We start from the raw sequence: 17764 nt of genomic DNA, 5'->3' as shown, positions 1-17764 counted from the left end.
TAGAAAGAGCTAAGCGAGAACGCACAGGGAGTGAAACGAGCCGGGAGGCAAATTAAAAGGAGGATCGATTAAAACCGCCACGTTGTGTGGCAACGCCGATCGACCCTACATCGCGCACATCGCGCAGGGCGCAGGAATCCCCATTAACCTTAGCCCTCTCTAGATAAAGGTCCCAACTATATCGAAATCGAGTTTTTCAGTATCGGGAGCTTATCGGTAAAATCCACACTGGGACTAATCATTAATAAATCCCACCTTCACATCTATGAAGGTGGGATTTACATATTCTATTCACTATTATCATTACTATAAGAATAGGAACGTTGGCTTGAATAACCATTAGGATTATTAAACTGCCAGTTCCATGCATCTTTACACATGTCTTCAATATCTTTCTCAGCCTTCCATCCAAGCTTTGCTTCAGCCTTTGCAGGGTCAGAGAAGCACTCAGCAATATCCCCCGGACGTCTTCCTTTAATTTGATAAGGAATTTTACGTCCTGATGCTTTTTCAAAGGCATGAACAATCTGTAGCACACTGTATCCTTCCCCTGTACCTAGATTGTATACTTCATATCCAGTCTCAGCTGTAACATACTCAAGAGCTTTCACATGACCCTTGGCTAAATCCACCACGTGAATGAAATCTCTTACCCCCGTGCCATCGATTGTTGGATAATCATTTCCAAACACTTGAAGCTTTGAGTACTCTCCGATTGCTACCTGCGTAATATACGGCATTAAATTATTGGGAATCCCTTTGGGGTTCTCTCCAATCTGGCCGCTTGGGTGGGCTCCTATCGGATTAAAATATCGAAGTACAGAAATACTAAAGCTTCGATCGGATATGTATAAATCCTCAAGTATTTCTTCAAGCATCAATTTCGTTCGTCCATAAGGGTTAGCCGCTTTAAGAGGAGCATTCTCTTCAATGGGGTTTCTTTCAGGCGTGCCGTAGACGGTTGCTGATGAAGAAAAAATCAACTGTTTCACATTAAATTCTTTCATAACTTCACACAACGTGAACGTGCCTGTTAGATTATTGGAATAGTATTTTAATGGGATTTCCACAGATTCACTTACCGCTTTTAGTCCAGCAAGGTGAATGACAGCATCAATGGGATGATTGGCAAAAACCTGAGAAAGCTTATCACGATGTAATAAATCCACCTCATAGAACTCTACGGTCTTTCCCGTAAGTTCTTGAACTCTTCGCAATGACTCGAACTGGCTGTTAGAAAGATTATCAACGACCGCCACTTCATAACCCTGATTCAAAAGTTCTACGCAAATATGACTCCCAATATACCCTGCCCCACCTGTTACTAAAATCATTCTATTTCCTCCTTTTTGGTCCCAAGTACTTTCGTTTAATACCTTCCAAGTAATTAAAATTTTTCCCCAGAAGAAACCTGAACTATTAACAAAAAAGCAAAACTTAACGATAAAAGAACAAGAGACTATATTTTCGACAACCTCTTTTTCGTCATTATATATAATTACTGTAAATTATTCGAATTTTAGAGTGAAAAAAGTATCATATTTTAAATGTTTTTGTATAATAGTAGTTACCAAGAATTATAGTGATCGGGTTCATGGTAGTGGATAAATCCATGCAATTCTGCATAATTAGTACTATTTGTTTCTTCTGAAAATGAAACGGTAAGAATTTGAATACCCGCTTGATTTCGAAGGGTTTCCAGGTCTTTAATACGATTTTGAGACCATTGATCATTGGATACTGTAGAATAATTATAGTTTTCCCACATGATTCCATCTACATAGGGAAACGTCGCAGTTTTCAGCGTATCAAACCCCCAATTTTGGATCATGGATAACTTCGGATGTTTTTCTTGGATTTTCTGTAATAAGGAAACCAATCCATTCCTTTGTTCTTTCAAAATATCCTGGCTATTCCAATGTTCGTTATCTATATTTCCAACTGTATCCAGAAAAATACCATCCAGGCCCTTAGCAGATATCTGAGTGGTTACTTCGTTCAATAAAATCTCCCGATAATGGATAGAAGTAATATCCATTAGATATGAATCCCATTCAGGATAATACACTCGCTTCTGATTACGGTAGAAAAAATCATTCTCATTCAATTGGTTGAACAACTCTGTATTCCATTTGTCTGCTTCCATTATATTAATATACCCATAGACTTTTGTACCTGACTGTTGAATCACCTGAATTTGCTCTTGAGAATAAAAAACCGGCTCAATCATAACAGCATCTAACTCTTGCATTTTCTCTAATAAGTCCGGGGTTGGACTGTCATAATAAATTTTGTATGTTTTGACTTTAGCCAGAGGGTTATCAGATGCAGCGCATGCATTAAACGGCAGCATAAAAGCGGATAAAATCACAATAAATGAAGATACTAAGCTCTTTTTTTTAGACATTTTCCACATTTGTTGGCCTCCATATATAGGAAATAGTGTCAGGATGTTCAGGCTGATGGAAGCTACTTCCATAACCATCTCTACTGAGCCTTTGTTCCTGATTAATTTCTACGTTATTATAGCATAATTTAACAAAAATATAGTTTTTTTATTAAAGATCCTCGAGGTGATGAAATGATTTACACTCAGACAAGTACTTGGCGAAAATTTACCGAGCTGTTCGTTATTATGTTAATTGCAGCTCTTCTGGATCAGTATTTTGAAATGAATATGACTCAATGGACCTTTAGCCCATTTATTATTATCGTTCTATTTTTCTCTCTACGCTATGGTTTGACCCTGGGGTTAGCCGCCTTTCTATTGACAGTGATCTATCTAATCGTGTCTGTAAAACTGAACAACGAAGATCTCTTCCTATTATTTTATGAATCTGACACCTACACAGCGGTGTTATTCACCTTGCTGATTGCTGTTATAAGCGGCATTTACAGCACATCATTCAAAGAAAGATATGAGAGTCTTACATATTCTTATGAAGAAATCATGGACGAACGTAACGAGCTGAAGAAGACAATTGAATTGATGAAGGAATCTCAAAGAGTTATGCAGGAAAAGGTATTAGATTCGGAATACACACTTTCAAGAATCTATCAGGTAGGCATAGCATTAGACCAGCCGACACCCGATTTGATTCGTAATGAAGCCACAACCATTATTTCTAATTTATTTAAAGCTGAAGAAGTTGGAATTTACCATCTCGATTCCTCTCGGAAAGCCCTGCGGCTGCATGTGAGAAACGGAGAATCCAAACGGCTGCCTCAAACGATGTTTATTGATGAACATTCATTCTTTTATAAGAGAGTCTTCCAAAATAAAACGGTAACCATTCGCACCGTGGATGACGATGAAAATACTCCGCTTGTGGCTGGGCCAATCGTTTCAAATAACGAAGTCGAAGAAGTTGTAATCATTGATCAACTTGATTTTTCCCGGTTAACAAAGTATGAAATTCAAATTATGTCACTTGTGCTGGATTGGATGTCTAATCGAATGGAGCGCGCCAAAGCAGCTAAGCTACAAGAAGACAAGAAGAATATGTACCAGGGGACCCGGGTTTACTATGCAGATGTATTTGAAGATCTGGTTGATGTGCAGAGAATGAGAAAAGAGCATTATAATGTTCCCTTCAGTGTGGTGTCGATAGATTTAAGTGCTCAAAAGAATCTATCCGTTATCGAAACAGAGATTATTCTTAGAGCATATTTACGTGAGCTTGATGTGATCGGATTTAATCAGGAAACTCACACCTTCTATTTCCTTCTTCCAGGTACTGAGGAAGCAAAAGCAGGGATGGTAGAGAAGAGAATCAAGCAGGCGCTGCGGACGAAAGGCGTGATCCCTATTGGATAACCAATCGCTGCCTCTCATTCTCATAACCTTTTATTTAATACATGGTGTTCTGATTGCTTTCTCCTCACACTTTTTAAACAAACTCGTCAAAAAGGAAGATGAAGGAGTAATCAGCTGGATTTGTGTAGTAAGTTTCTTCATCCCTATAGCCGGCGAAATCTTTGGATTGATTACCTGGATGATTTCTAAACACTTTGGATCGAATCAGATGCTCGACGAATACGACGATTATATTAAATTTGAACCACTCAACCTTGAGCAGCTGCGCTACCAGGCAGAGGAAAACATGGATTTGCTCCCCATAGGTGAAGCCATACTATCCGATGAATCTAAGGACCATAAAGACCTGATTCTGCGATTGATCAACTCGAACATTACGAATAAAGGAAAATATTTAAATTTAGGACTTACTAATAATGACTCAGAAACCGTACATTACTCTGCGACTACACTTAATGTTTTAAATAACCGGATGGAAAAGGAACTGGAACAGGCAAAACTCACCTTTGACCCGGCGCACCCAGCTACGATTCAAAAACTGGTTCAGGTTTATGAACGCTTTATCAATAGTGGTCTCCTGGAACAAAATGCTCAAAAAAGGTTAGAAGAAGAATATGTGGACGTTTTGGAAAGAGAAGTGAAAAATCTCCAAGAAGCCCCTTGGCTTTATTTTAATCTTGGGAAAATCTATAAGCGGACCGGTCAGGAAGACAGAGCGATTCTGGCTTTCAATTCCTTGATCGAACATTTCCCAAACGAACCCGAAGGATACCTGGAATTAATGGAAATCTACTATGATAAGCGTAATTGGTCCTCCCTTAAATCGTTAACTGGAAGATTATATGAGCATGTGCCGGAAGAAAAAATACCAGAAAAACAAAGGTTCATCGTTCGTCACATAGGAGGTATCGGGGTATGAAAAAACGGACACTATTCACGGTCAGCGGTTTATTTTTATTACTGTCGGCGACTATTTTATTTTTACAATTTATTCGTCTAGATCTTCTCCACCAGTGGTTTCCAGCAAAAAGTGCTTCCTTATCTGATACGGAGACGATGAGCGCGGCTAAGGAACCACTTTCAGGCCAAGAATTAAACATTTATATTCACCGTAACGACAGCGATTTATCGCAAGGGGCGATCGATAATATACAAAAAGCTATGGATTATGCGAAGGTTCGCTATACCGAAATCTCTGCATCAGAAATTAAAAACATCTCCCCTTCTCCTTATAACGTGCTGGTTTTAGCAGGAGAACATTCAAAGAACTGGCCGCTTGAGAGAATTAAAGTCTTTGTTGAAAACGGAGGACGCTTGTACATAGGGGCAAGGTTTATTAATGCGGAATGGAACGAATTGTTAGGTATTACTGATGTGGGTGATTTTAAAGATGGTATTTACGGCCTGACTTTTGAAAAAGAACTGTTCCCTGGTTATATGGATCTTGACCAAACCTCTAAGCTTTTTTCTCATAGCATTGCCGATGTAGAGCTTTCAAAAGAGTCAGAAGTATTCATAACGGCACAGCATGAACCGATCTTATGGTCTAATCGTTATGGAGAAGGAAAAGTAATGGTGTGGAATACAAGCTCCGTGACGGAGAAAAACTCCAGGGGGTTAATGCTTCAGGCTCTTTCATTTTTACCTCCTGCCTTTGCCAGTAATCAAACAGGTATAAAGGTTATGCACATTGACGATTTCCCTTCTCCAGTCCCACCTGAATCCTCTCAAGCGATTCAGGATCACTACGATCTTTCTACACAGGATTTCTATACAGATATCTGGTGGGAAGACATGAAGGACTTGGCACACAAGTATGATCTTAGTTATACAGGATTTTTAATTGGCACTTATGAGGATGAAATGAGATTGACAGCTGAAGACCTCATTTCTGAACGGCGTTATCCTATGCTGTATTTCGGAAGGAATCTTTTGAAGGAGAAAGGTGAACTGGGTCTCCATGGATACAATCACCAGTCACTCGTGACAAATGAAGAAACCATCGATCCATCACTTAATTACAAGCCATGGGACAGCCAAAATCAGATGGAGGAGTCGTTAAAGAGATCCGTCCAGCTTTTTAATTACTATTTTCCTGCCGAACGAATTGAATCTTACGTACCACCTTCTAACATTTTAAATGAAACAGGTCTGGCAGCCCTTCAAAACGCTTTGCCCAATTTAAAGACGGTGGCTGCTCTTTATACAGGGACCGAATCGGAGGGAAGTTTCATACAAGAATTTGAGCAGGACGATAAATATCCTGGCCTTTATCATTTTCCGAGGATTTCAAGTGGGTACGCGGAGACGGCAGAAGATCAGTTCATCCAAGTGGATGCGATTGCAAACTTTGGTATGGTTTCGCACTTTATCCACCCCGATGATGTACTGGACAGCCAACGGAGCGGTGATAAGGGCTGGCCAGGTCTTAAAGACGGCTTTGCCTCTATGGCACGTTCTATTCATCAGACATACCCCTATTTAGACAATATGGTGCAGTCGCAGGCTACTAATCGAATGAAACAGTATCAAGCTTCCGATATTCAAGTAACTTATGAACCCGGCCACATTAATATTAGAGGAAAAGAGATGCTGTCCCCCTCCCTCCTGTTTCTTAGGGTAAATGAGGGACAGCGTATCGAAACAGGAACGTATTCTTTCGGGGTTATAGAGCGATTTAGTGAAACAGAATCTCTTTATAAAGTTACATTAACTAAACCTTCGGCAAAAATTAGCATAAAGGATGATGCATCATGAGAATTGGAATGGTCGTCGAGGGGAGTTACCCCTATGTGAGCGGCGGGGTGGCAAGCTGGGTACAGATGATTATTACTCAGATGCCCAAGCACGAGTTTGTTATTATTGCGATTACTCCAAAAGAGATGTCTGTTGAGGATTATCGATATGATTTACCTTCCAACGTCATTCAAGTAGAGGATCTGCCTCTTAATCTTAAACAAAAGACAAAAAAGCGAAGGATGCCATTGACTGAAGCTGATCAGATTAGCCTCACCGAATGGATGATGTTTAACAAGGTAGAATCACAAGCGTTAGATGTCTTCAGCCAAAAATTGGGTACAAGGGAAACGTTTTTTTCGAGTGAACTTTTTTGGAAACTGGTACAGGAAAGCTATCAAAAAGAAAACCAGTCCGGTTCCTTCATTGATTATTTCTGGATGTGGCGTGGAATGTTTACACCCATCATTGAATTGCTACAGTTTCCTTTTCCAGAAGTTGACCTTATCCATTCAGCGTCCACGGGTTATGCAGGACTGGTTGCTGCCTCAATAAAAAGACAGCAGAACGTCCCATTCCTTTTAACGGAACATGGCATTTATTCCAGGGAACGCGAGGAGGAAATCCTGCAAGCCGGTTGGATTCCGGATTATTATAAAAAACGCTGGGTTACTTTTTTTCACCATCTATCCAAGCAGGCCTATAAAGATGCGGATGATGTTATTACCCTTTTTGAAAGAAACAGCCTGTTGCAAAAAGAAATAGGAGCAGCTGAAGAAAAACTTTCGATTGTACCAAACGGCATTCACTTCGACCGGCTTTCCACCATTCAGAAACTTGATAAAACAGAAACTAAACTAAGTATTGGTGCTATTGTGCGCGTTGTCCCTATTAAAGATATTAAAACTATGATTAACGCAGCTAAGATTTTGGATGACAGTAAGGTCCCTTTTGAACTCATTATTATGGGGCCACTCGATGAAGATAAGGATTATGCAGAAGAATGTCAGCGAATGATTACACAATTAGAAGTAGGGCATCGCGTAGTGCTTGCTGGTAAGGTCAATATTATGGAATACTTACCTCAATTTGATGTTTGCTTATTGACCAGTATCTCTGAAGGGCAGCCGCTTGCTGTTCTTGAGGGAATGGCTGCAGGCGTTCCTTATATAGTAAGTGACGTAGGGTCCTGTTCCGAACTAATTTATGGACGTGATGATGACCCCTATGGCCCCGCCGGTTTTGTCGTTCCTCCTGTTAATCCTAAGCAGATAGCTGAATACTGTGAGTGGATCTATAATCATCCTCAAGAAGCGATCAAATTAGGAAAAAACGGTCAGAAGCGTGCAGAAACTTACTATCAAATTCATCAGTTTATTGACCAGTATTCTGAACTCTATAAAGCAAGGGGGCAACAATATGGCCGGTATAGGATTTAAACTGCAGAGATTATTTCAGGAGGATTATTTTTCTTCCCGTATAAAAGCCTATACATTTGCAGGACTGGTTACCTCAGGCCCCTGGCTGGTTGTGATTGGCACCATCGCTCTTATCCAGTGGATTACCTCCTCCTTTCCCTTTTTGAACCTGGAAGAAAGAAGATTATTTAACATCTCTGTGGCTTACTGCTTTATCTTCTCGCAGGTCTTGTTTGGCATTCAACAGTTAATTGTTACACGTTATACCGCAGACTTGTTTTATCAAAAACGGACAGGGGAAGTTTTTTCTACTTTTATAGGTATGACGAAGGTGACTCTTGGGCTTTCTCTATTAAGCTGGAGCATCTTTACTGGATTGTCCTCTCTCCCTTTTATCTATGAACTGCTAATACTTACCCTGTATGTCACTGTAAATATGATTTGGGTGCTATTCCTGTTTTTAAGTGCTGCAAAGTTTTATCAGGCGGTGGCTTACAGCTTTTTGAGCGGAGGCATTGTTTCCTTCGTACTGGTATGGCTGGTCGGAAGAAATATGAGCAGTCTTCCTGAATTTTCTCACTCTGCCAGCTTCTTTTTACTCCTCAGCTTTACGGGAGGCATGATTATTACCCTGTTCGGTCTGCTAATGTGTATGCTTATGACATTCCCTGAACGTTCAAAACAAGGTCAATACAGCTACCTTAGTTATTTTGATGAATTCCCGTCCCTGTTCTGGACAGGCTTTCTATACAACGTGGGGATTTGGGTTTGCAACTGGGTTATTTGGTTTGGAGAAGGTGGATCCACGCTGCTGGACTCCTTTATTTATCACCGGATTTATGACACGGCTATCTTCTGGTCATACTTAACGATTATTCCAGCCATGATTATGTTTGTGGTCTCATTGGAAACCCGTTTCTATGAACGATATCGTGTTTTTTATGGTTATATCAATGAAGGTGGAACGCTTCAGCAGATTAAAAAGTCGAAAAAAGCGATGCAGCTTGTGCTAAAACAAGAGATGGGAAAACTTATTAGAAGTCAGGGCGTAATCTCTCTGTTAATTCTGCTCTCTGCAGGTTACATTGTGTCCTTTGTTGCTCTTGATTCGCGTATTATTTCGATCTTCCGTTTCACTACAGTGGGAGCGTTCTCCAATGCAATGGTACTTGTGATCACACTTATCCTTCTTTACTTCGAAGACCGGAGAGGGGCTATGTACACCTCCATTGTATTTTTTGGTTTAAATCTTTCTTTGTCGCTCGTCTTTATCCCCTTCGGTTATGATGGTTACGGCCTCAGTTTTTCGATAGGTTCCACCTGTGCCTTTCTTTTCTCAGTTTTACGTTTAGTATTCTTTATCGAAAAAGTGGATTATTACGCTTTCTGTCAACCTCAGGCAATTTTAACAGATAAAAAAAGAACTCCTTTCTCCAAGATGGGGAGTTGGCTGAATAAAAACACCATACTTTAAATTGGATAAAAGAGGTGCTGATTTCTTTTACTGAGGAAATCTGCATCTCTTCCTCATTTTTTATAATCCCACGTCACTACCCATTTCTCTTTCACTTTTGTGACCACCACCTTCTGATGTAGTGTGAACAAGCCATATTTTCCTCGAAAGGTCTGGGCCACCGTCATGCTGTAAGCAATGGGAAAAGGTTTGGCTCCCTTTTCCATACGCCAATTTTTGATCTTCTTCATTTCTTCTATAGTAAAAGTAAAGGTATCAACCCCAAAGTGATTCATGAATACATGCGCCCGGTCCTGAATGTAGGGGCCCTTCGCAAATTTTTCTTTCATAAGGGGATGAAAAAGCTCCCAGGAATTCGAGTATTCACCTCTTTGTTCAAACGAATAGAAGTTTTCAACAACTGTTTTCGCTTGTTGAGCAGGACTCGTCTTATACATCACCACCCCTGTAATTCCGCCCGCGATAATCAGTATCCCAATGATCAGCGCTATCTTGCCGTTCATCACTCGTCCTCCTATTTCAGACTCCCTATTACCCTATGCACACAAAGCTTAGAATACGAATAGGACCTCAGGTCATCCATATTCTGGATGACCTGAGGTCCTATAAATTAGCTTTATTTCAAATCATACAATTCTTGGGTAACGTGTTGTTTTCCAGTCAGCACATCATATTGAAAGTGATGGTAATCTTTTAATATCTTTTGAGTGGATGATGGCAGCTCATCAGGTGAAGGAACGGTTTCGCCGTCTGGAGTCATATAAATCATGTCTCGAAAAGCCGGAAGTTCCTGTTGCATTCCTTCTAAAAAGTCATAAAATTTCGGTGTCTCATAATGAAGAGCATCTGCCACCATAGGCGCGAGGTAAACAGGACTTACTGTTTCAAATTCATTTTTCATATCCATTTCGAAATTAGACAGAAATAATAACGGAGTTTCATAGAACTTCGCCTGCCGTTTCTGGTCCTCTTCATCCCCAAATCCTGTCTCTTTATAAGCTTTCAAATTTGCTCCAATCGAAGGAAGATGGTCACCAAAGAAAACTACTACGGTCGGTTCGTCCATTTCCTGAATACTTTCATTAAGTTTTTTAAGTGTTTCATCTGAGCGTTTGATCCCCTCTGAATACACTTCAATCTGTCTCTTGGTATCAGGAGAAAGCCCCTCTCCACTCACATCAATCGTGCTTCCCCCCTCATACTTATCTTCACTATAGGGAAGGTGATTGGCAATTGTGACCGCATGGATGAAAGCCGGTTGTTCCTGCTGTTCTACCGTAGAAAGCAGTTCTTTCACTACAGAGCTGTCTGAAACGAACTGTTTATTATCTTTTTTAGTATAAGTCATATCATCAAGGAACGTAGATTGATCAAATCCAAGATTCGGATACACTCGCTGTCTGCGGTAGAGATTGCCTCCATTTGGATGAATAGCTTCACTGTAGTATCCGCGATCGTTTAAATACGACACGACCGATGGATAGTTGTCATTCGCTAAAATATGATTGAAAGGATTCCCTCCCGGATTGATATAACTCATCGAATAGCTGGTCAATGCCTCAAATTCTACATTAGCCGTTTCTCCACCAAAAGAAGGGCTCAAAATCTGCCCTGAAGGGTACTCTTCCATGAGACGTCGTGTGTTTTTCATTGGGTCTTCTGAGAATTTGACATCCAGCTTGGTTGGATCCCAGAAGGTCTCATTCATAAAAAAGATAATATTCGGCTGTACCGATTTTTCTTTTTCATCGTCTGGTCGTGCGGAAACTTCATTCGCGTTTACCACGGAATCTTCCATGACTGTTTGATTGTATGGATCAGGCTTTTCTACTACATCCAACTTAATGTTAGAGATCATCCCAAGCACAGGACCATTGTAATAATAATTGTTTTGCTGATTCCAAGGCATGAAGCTTGTATATTCTTCATAGTAGCTCTCTGTAAAACGATCATCATAGAGCAGAAAGGAATACAGTAGATAAGCCACCGGCACAAATATAACCAGCCGGGTAATCCACCCTATTTTTATTTTCGGCATTTTATACCAGGCAAACAAACCAGCTACTATGACTCCTATGATTAGCAAAGTAGCCGTTATGGAAATGGAATCTGATATTAATGGAATGACATCCTGAATCTGGCCGATTTGAATAAAATCATTAGGAAACAATGGTTCATTCCGATAGATCTGTTTGTAATGATTCACCAATGCCAGTATAAAGGACACTAGTATAGCAATGCCTCCACCCATGTAAGTTTCTCCTACAAGGAGAATAAGCGCCAAAGTAAAGAGGGATAACAAAAAAGCCGTAAACATATAACGCTCCGGATATTCCTGAACCCATTCTGTTGCCCTGCCCAGCGTAATATCCAGATGGAAAACCATGAATAGATAGGAAGCAGCCGCGCCAATCATTGCCGAAACGAGCAGGGCTGTTCCAACTCTGTAAATACGAGATTTATATAAAGTGTCTATCTTATTTCGTTTATGCAGCCACCAGGCAGCTGTCCCCCACATAACCAATGAAAGTACTAGAATAGATGTTCCTAGACCAACGGTATGAATTTGAGCCCAGTCTATTACAGTGTTCCATCCCGAAGAAATGGAATACGTAAGAATGCCGTAGCATAAACTTAACGCTACGGTAAAGAAAAGAAATAGCGGAAATGTACGAATCAAACTCTTTCCCATCCAAGGTACCTCCCAGTTCTCTATTAAATCCGAAATAGTTCTATATTCTTCTCATTTTAGTATTAAATGTAAACAAAATCTATATTTTTGTTAAGATAATGTAATTTTTTTAATAAATATCTTCCAATTCAAGTATCATAGTTTTATAATTATAAGTTTTGATAATATACATATACCAAAAACCCCCACCTCAGGTCATCCATAATATGGATGACCTGAGGTGGGGGTTTTTGGTAGTTCTTTAATGTTTATTATTTCCCTCCGGTAAAGGTTACGCCTTTAATAAAGAAGCGGTTGAAAAAAGCATAAATGAGCAGTGAAGGTAGCGTCATCAATGTCGAAGCCGCCATAATTAAATTCCAGTAGCTAATATACTGTCCTTTAAATGTATTTAAACCAAGGGTAAGGGTAAACATGTCCTTATCAGACATAATAATTAATGGACGCATAAAATCATTCCATGAGCTCATAAAAATAAATACTGCCTGAGCTGCCAGGGCGGGCTTTGCGAGCGGCATAACTATTCTAAAAAAGGTACCAAAACGGCTAAGACCGTCCATTTGCGCTGCTTCCTCCAGTTCCTTAGGAAAGTTCAAGAAGAATTGACGCATCATGAAAATGAAGGTGGCGTTCACCATACCGGGAATAATTAGACCCTGATAAGTATTCAGCCAGCCAAAAGTTTTCAGGATTAAATAACTTGGAATAAGCGTTACCTGAAAAGGGATCATCAACACGGCAAGAATCAGGAAGAACCAGAACTTTCTACCGGCGAACCGGATTCGCGCTAGTGCATAACCTGCCATCGAGTTAAATACTATATTCAAAGCCACCATACAAGCGGTTATGATTACACTATTTAACATCCATCTGAAAAACAACGGTTCTCTGGAAAAAACTTCAGTGTAGTTCCCCAGTGTAAAGTTTTCGGGAATAAAAGTAATCCCAGATACAATTTCCGATAAAGGTTTAAAAGAAGACAGTACGGCCCATAAAAACGGTATAAAAGTTATGACCGCATAACCAATCAGAATAGTATAGACGAGTATTGAAGTAATTCTTTTTTTATTCAAATGGGGCCCTCCTAATCATGTAATTTTTCTTCGCCAAAGAATACTTTCTGAATTACTGTAACTACCATGATAAGGATCGCCAATCCAACGGCAAGTGCTGATGCATAACCCATATCTAAGGACTGGAAGGCATACTGGTAGATTAACAGCACTATGGTAAGCGTTGAACTATTCGGCCCTCCTGAGCCTCCAGAGAATATATAGGACTGGTCGAACAGCTGAAATGTACCAATTAGTCCCATAATAACTACAAAGAACGTCACTGGTTTTAATATCGGTACTGTAATATAAATAAACTTCTGCCACCAATTAGCACCATCAATTGTCGCAGCTTCATATACGGTGTCCGATATATCCTGCATGGCCGCCAAGTAGATGACCATAAAGAAAGGTGCTGTAGCCCATATATTCATAATCATAATTGAGCGAAGGGCAATCGCAGGGTTGGAAAGCCAGTCATAAGTCGGCAAATGAAGAAATGATAAAAAGTTATTGATCAGCCCGTCCGGATAGTACATCCACATAAAAATCAGCGTTAAAACTGCGGAAGAAGTCACAGTGGGTAAAAAGAATATAATTCGGAAAAGATTTTTACCTTTAATATTTGAATTCAAGGCAGCGGCTAATAGTAAGGCTAGAATGGTTTGCACGGGAACCACAATAGCCACATATTCCGCTGTATTTAGGAGAGCAATTTTTGCTCTTTCATCATCAATCGTTCTCGTATAGTTATCCAATCCAAGAAATTCATAGCCTATTCCACCCAGCAAATCGACATCATTAAAAGACAGAAATAAAGCATACAGAATTGGGACGACCACAAATATACCAAGGGTGAAAATTGTCGGTGACATGAATAAGTAACCGGACAAAGATTCTTTCAGTTTCTTACCCATAGGATGTTTTTTAGGTGCTTTCGGATTAATTTTAGGCTTTGGCTTCTTAGGCTTGAAAGACTCAGAGTATTCGTTCTGTTTCGCCGGTTCCATTACAACACCTCATTCTTTAGAAATAGAAAAGGGAGAAGATCCCCCCTTTTCAAATTTTAATTGGATGAGCTAATTTCGTTATTAGCCGTATCCTCGGCTTTTTTCAGAGCTTCTTCCAATGTCTGTTCTCCTAATAGAGCGCTTACAAATTGGTTATCAAAGTTGTTCATAATAATAGGTAGATTCTCCCCAGCTTGCCATGGCTGTGCATATGAAGCTCCTTCTACGAAAGAAGACCGTAGTCCATCGTCGGCGTAACCTAATTTATCGGCTACAGATTTCCTCGTTGGAAGAGCGAATCCTTTGCTTGTCCATATTTCCATTCCTTCTTTTCCGGTCATAAATTCAATAAATTCCCAGGCTGCATCTTTAACTTCTGAATTTTTGTTCATAACATAAGCCACGGTAAAGGCAGCGGTTGCTTTTTCACCGTTAATTGCTGGCAGCTCAGAGGTTCCATAATCGACGTCAGGGAAATTGTTTTCTAGAAAAGGGATCGTCCAGTTACCTTCAATTACCATAGCCGCTTTTTGCTGCCCAAACATATCTCCACCGAATCCTGCTCCTACATCTGAAGGCAGTCCAGCAGTTTTCTCATTCTTGTACATGTCCACGATAGGCTTCAATGCTTCTACGGATTTCTCGTTTGCGAATGCTGCTTTTCCATCCTCTGTAACCAACTTACCGCCATAAGGCTGGAACTTATAGAACTGACGAGCTAATTCTTTTGCAAAACCAAGACCATAACGTTCCGGAGTGCCATCTCCGTCTTCATCCACAGTTAGCTTTTCTGCATACTCCCTCAGTTCCTCCCAATTCTCAGGAGGACCTTCCAGTCCTGCTTCCTCAAATGCCTGCTTATCATAAAACAAAGCTAGCGTTGAAAAGTCTTTAGGAAAACCATAATGAGTTCCCCCACTTTTGAAGGCGTTTACAAGAGGATCTTCAAAATCTCCTACATCGAAGTCTTCTGTCATATAGTCATTCAATGGTTCAAGAACGTCCTGCTGCATTAATGATGGAGCATCGAGAGCATCCAGGTAAAAGACATCAGCAGCTTCTCCTCCTATTAAACGTGTTTTGATGACGTCCATATACTGATCCGCGATCACCTCATGTTTAATCTGGATATTTGGATGCTCTTCTTCAAAAGCAGTGATCGTCTCTTTCAAAAGCTCTTCCTCTTCAGGACTTGAACCCCATCCGTTTAATTCAACCACTGTTTTTCCATCCGAGTTCGTTTGACTTGATGATTCTTCACTGTTACTGCACCCTGCTAAAGCACTCCCCAATAGTAAACTTGAAATTCCTAACGCTGCGAACCACTTGTTACCTCTCATATAAACTTCTCCTTTTTAAAGTGATTTATTTTATTATGAACTCGTAGTTTGAGTGGATTGCAAGAACACTTCAAAGCCCGTGGTATTCTTTAATACCTCTATTTCATAACTTTGCTTTACGCGATAAACTTTCAACGACAACTGACCATCTCCTAGTGATATATCTTTAACCACTAGTTCATTCATATCTGGAAGCAACTGAGGCTGCAATTTCATTTGGCGCTCATTTAGTTCGGGATAGATCCCAAGCATAGTTTGAATAAAAGTCAATGCCGTACCAGCGGCCCAGGCTTGCGGCGAACAGGCGACAGGATAAGGAACAACCTCTCTTTTTTCCATACTATAACCGCAGAATAATTCAGGTAGCCGGTTATACTCAAAGTGAGAGGCTGCTTGCAGCAATCCTTCAATTACACGTACAGCTTCTGTCTGACGGTGCTGCTTTCCCAACCCAAGCAAAATTAAACTGTTATCATGCGGCCATACACTTCCATCGTGGTAACTCATAGGATTGTAAGCCGCTTCTCCTTCAGCCATCGTCCGAATCCCATAGCCTGAAAACATTTCTTTAGAGAGCAGTCTGTGAACAACACTTTCCAGCTTCTCCTGAGGTATTAAATCAGCAAGTAATAAATGTCCTGGGTTAGAGGTAATCGTACCCACCTGCTGCTTGTTATGATCGAGAGCAATGGCATAGTAATCATGCTCATCCATCCAAAAAGCAGTGTCATACTCTGACTTTAATTTCTTAGTTTTTCTTTTTAGTTCTTCGGACTTTTCCGGAAGGTTTAAAGATTGATAAATATCTGCCATACCAGTCAATGCGTGATATACATAGCCCTGTACTTCTGCTAATGCAATAGGCGATTCAGCGAAGTTTCCGCTCCTATGTACAATGGAATCTTCAGAATCTTTCCATCCTTGATTAGCAATGCCTTTAGAAGCTTCCTGATGATATTCAACGAAACCATCACCATCCCGGTCACCATATTCTTCGATCCATTTGATAGCTTTTTCAAGATTTGGCCGGAGCTCTTCAATGAATGAAAGATCCTTAGTCCATTTAGCGTATTCTACAGCCAATACGACAAAAAGTGGGGTGGCATCAACTGTTCCATAATAAGGGGTGAAGGGAATCTGACCTGTACGTGCTAATTCTCCATACCTGATTTCATGCATGATTTTTCCTGGTTCTTCATCCCTCCAGGCATCTTTTTTCGTTCCCTGGTATTGGGCAAGTGTTCGCAAAGTACCTTTCGCAATTTCCGAATTGAATGGAAGCATCTGCAAAGCAGCAATCAAACTGTCTCTTCCAAATGGAACTCCAAACCAAGGAAGACCTGCAACCAGAAACGGACCATGACCTACATCTGTTACCAGGGTGTGCATATCACGAAGACTGCGCTGAACAACCTTCTGTAAAAGAGGGTGATCCGTTTCGATCTTCGTCGATTTGCTATTCCATTCTTCTTTGCGTTGTAAAGATTCTTCAATAGCTTGAGTTTTCGGTATAACTTCAGCTGTTACACCATAAATGAAAGGTGTGATAGTAAAAGTTACTTCATCAGTCTCCGAGTGATTAAGGGTAAAAGGCACTAGTAGATCTTCCTTTTTACTTTTAACCTCTTTGCCTTTCTCCCAGGATATTATGGTTTCACGTTTGATGTTATCTGCTCCCATATAGCCAAAAACAAGAGAGTCCTGACTGCTTATCGTTTCCAATTTCTGCCCTAACTCTCCATTTTGAAAGCCTCGGACAACAAACATATCTGCAAAATCAGCCTGGAATGAAAACTCTAAAGAAAATTGGAGGGGCTTAGGATTGTAATTTTTAACCTGAACAGTTTCATAGAGAATATCATTAGATATGTACCTAGTACGCATAATCTCTATCGATTCTCTCCAAAGTTCCACTTCTCCGTTTTTTTCAATATGAGGATTTGTAAGCATGGTTACTGGTCGATCATTTTGGTCTATATTCGACTGAAGCAGTATCGGCGCTTCTCCATTTATGGTGACATTCATTTCGCTTAAAAACCTGGTATCTTCTTTATAAAGTCCGAGTCCATAAGGATGATCTAGTGGGATATTTCCATAAAGATCCGTTAGTAAAAATAGTTGGTTATCTTTTAACACTTGATAGTTCACAATACCGCCTCCTACTTAAACGTTTCGGTTAATTTCAAAAATGAAATCCGAAACGTTTTGGAAAACCTATAAAAAAA

At 40.2% G+C, this 17764-nt stretch carries 13 protein-coding genes; 5 read left to right on the top strand and 8 right to left on the bottom strand.

Features of this window, described 5'->3' with window-relative positions; all coding sequences use genetic code 11:
• Positions 1 to 287: 287 nt before the first annotated feature.
• Both galE and BMZ06_RS04760 read right to left on the bottom strand, forming a co-directional pair.
• A complete protein-coding gene (gene galE, locus BMZ06_RS04765; protein ID WP_089750650.1) occupies positions 288 to 1334 on the bottom strand; it encodes a UDP-glucose 4-epimerase GalE in 1047 nt (348 codons plus the stop codon).
• 233 nt (positions 1335 to 1567) lie between these two features.
• Positions 1568 to 2416 (bottom strand): glycoside hydrolase family 191 protein, encoded by an 849-nt coding sequence (locus tag BMZ06_RS04760; RefSeq protein WP_089750648.1) that lies wholly within the window; start codon positions 2414 to 2416, stop codon positions 1568 to 1570.
• Between the two features lie 165 nt (positions 2417 to 2581).
• On the opposite strand from BMZ06_RS04760, the gene BMZ06_RS04755 reads away from it, so the two are divergent.
• From BMZ06_RS04755 to pelG, 5 genes are read left to right on the top strand one after another with little or no spacing between them, the layout of a single operon-like run.
• Positions 2582 to 3817: a hypothetical protein gene (locus BMZ06_RS04755; RefSeq protein ID WP_089750645.1), complete on the top strand. Its 1236-nt coding sequence runs from the start codon at positions 2582 to 2584 to the stop codon at positions 3815 to 3817.
• Positions 3810 to 4736 (top strand): tetratricopeptide repeat protein, encoded by a 927-nt coding sequence (locus BMZ06_RS04750; protein ID WP_089750644.1) that lies wholly within the window; start codon positions 3810 to 3812, stop codon positions 4734 to 4736. The genes BMZ06_RS04755 and BMZ06_RS04750 overlap by 8 nt, the downstream gene beginning before the upstream one ends.
• Positions 4733 to 6574, top strand: coding sequence for a DUF2194 domain-containing protein (locus tag BMZ06_RS04745; protein WP_089750642.1), 1842 nt, complete (start codon positions 4733 to 4735; stop codon positions 6572 to 6574). Before BMZ06_RS04750 ends, BMZ06_RS04745 begins: the two co-directional genes overlap by 4 nt.
• Positions 6571 to 7992, top strand: a complete 1422-nt coding sequence (pelF, locus tag BMZ06_RS04740; RefSeq protein WP_089750640.1) for a GT4 family glycosyltransferase PelF — start codon at positions 6571 to 6573, stop codon at positions 7990 to 7992. The genes BMZ06_RS04745 and pelF overlap by 4 nt, the downstream gene beginning before the upstream one ends.
• The gene (gene pelG, locus BMZ06_RS04735; RefSeq protein WP_089750639.1) at positions 7973 to 9445 is read left to right on the top strand and encodes an exopolysaccharide Pel transporter PelG; all 1473 of its coding nucleotides are present in this window, start codon (positions 7973 to 7975) and stop codon (positions 9443 to 9445) included. Before pelF ends, pelG begins: the two co-directional genes overlap by 20 nt.
• A gap of 53 nt (positions 9446 to 9498) precedes the next feature.
• Here pelG and BMZ06_RS04730 read toward each other — a convergent pair whose 3' ends face one another.
• From BMZ06_RS04730 to BMZ06_RS04705, 6 genes are all read right to left on the bottom strand, one after another.
• A complete protein-coding gene (locus tag BMZ06_RS04730; RefSeq protein WP_089750637.1) occupies positions 9499 to 9948 on the bottom strand; it encodes a hypothetical protein in 450 nt (149 codons plus the stop codon).
• 113 nt (positions 9949 to 10061) lie between these two features.
• Positions 10062 to 12137 (bottom strand): LTA synthase family protein, encoded by a 2076-nt coding sequence (locus BMZ06_RS04725; protein ID WP_089750635.1) that lies wholly within the window; start codon positions 12135 to 12137, stop codon positions 10062 to 10064.
• 251 nt (positions 12138 to 12388) lie between these two features.
• Complete coding sequence (locus BMZ06_RS04720) at positions 12389 to 13210, bottom strand: carbohydrate ABC transporter permease (RefSeq protein WP_089750634.1); 822 nt, start codon at positions 13208 to 13210, stop codon at positions 12389 to 12391.
• Positions 13211 to 13221: 11 nt separating this feature from the next.
• A complete protein-coding gene (locus tag BMZ06_RS04715) occupies positions 13222 to 14106 on the bottom strand; it encodes a carbohydrate ABC transporter permease (protein WP_089750808.1) in 885 nt (294 codons plus the stop codon).
• Between the two features lie 149 nt (positions 14107 to 14255).
• On the bottom strand, positions 14256 to 15539 hold the full coding sequence (locus tag BMZ06_RS04710; protein ID WP_089750632.1) for an ABC transporter substrate-binding protein: 1284 nt from the start codon (positions 15537 to 15539) through the stop codon (positions 14256 to 14258).
• A 33-nt stretch (positions 15540 to 15572) separates the two neighbouring features.
• The gene (locus BMZ06_RS04705; protein WP_089750630.1) at positions 15573 to 17687 is read right to left on the bottom strand and encodes an amylo-alpha-1,6-glucosidase; all 2115 of its coding nucleotides are present in this window, start codon (positions 17685 to 17687) and stop codon (positions 15573 to 15575) included.
• Positions 17688 to 17764: the final 77 nt, after the last annotated feature.

This window comes from Halobacillus alkaliphilus (genome assembly GCF_900113125.1).
Classification (GTDB): domain Bacteria; phylum Bacillota; class Bacilli; order Bacillales; family Halobacillaceae; genus Halobacillus; species Halobacillus alkaliphilus.
The sequence above is the reverse complement of the archived record's forward strand: the minus strand, read 5'-3'. Positions and strand labels throughout refer to the sequence as shown.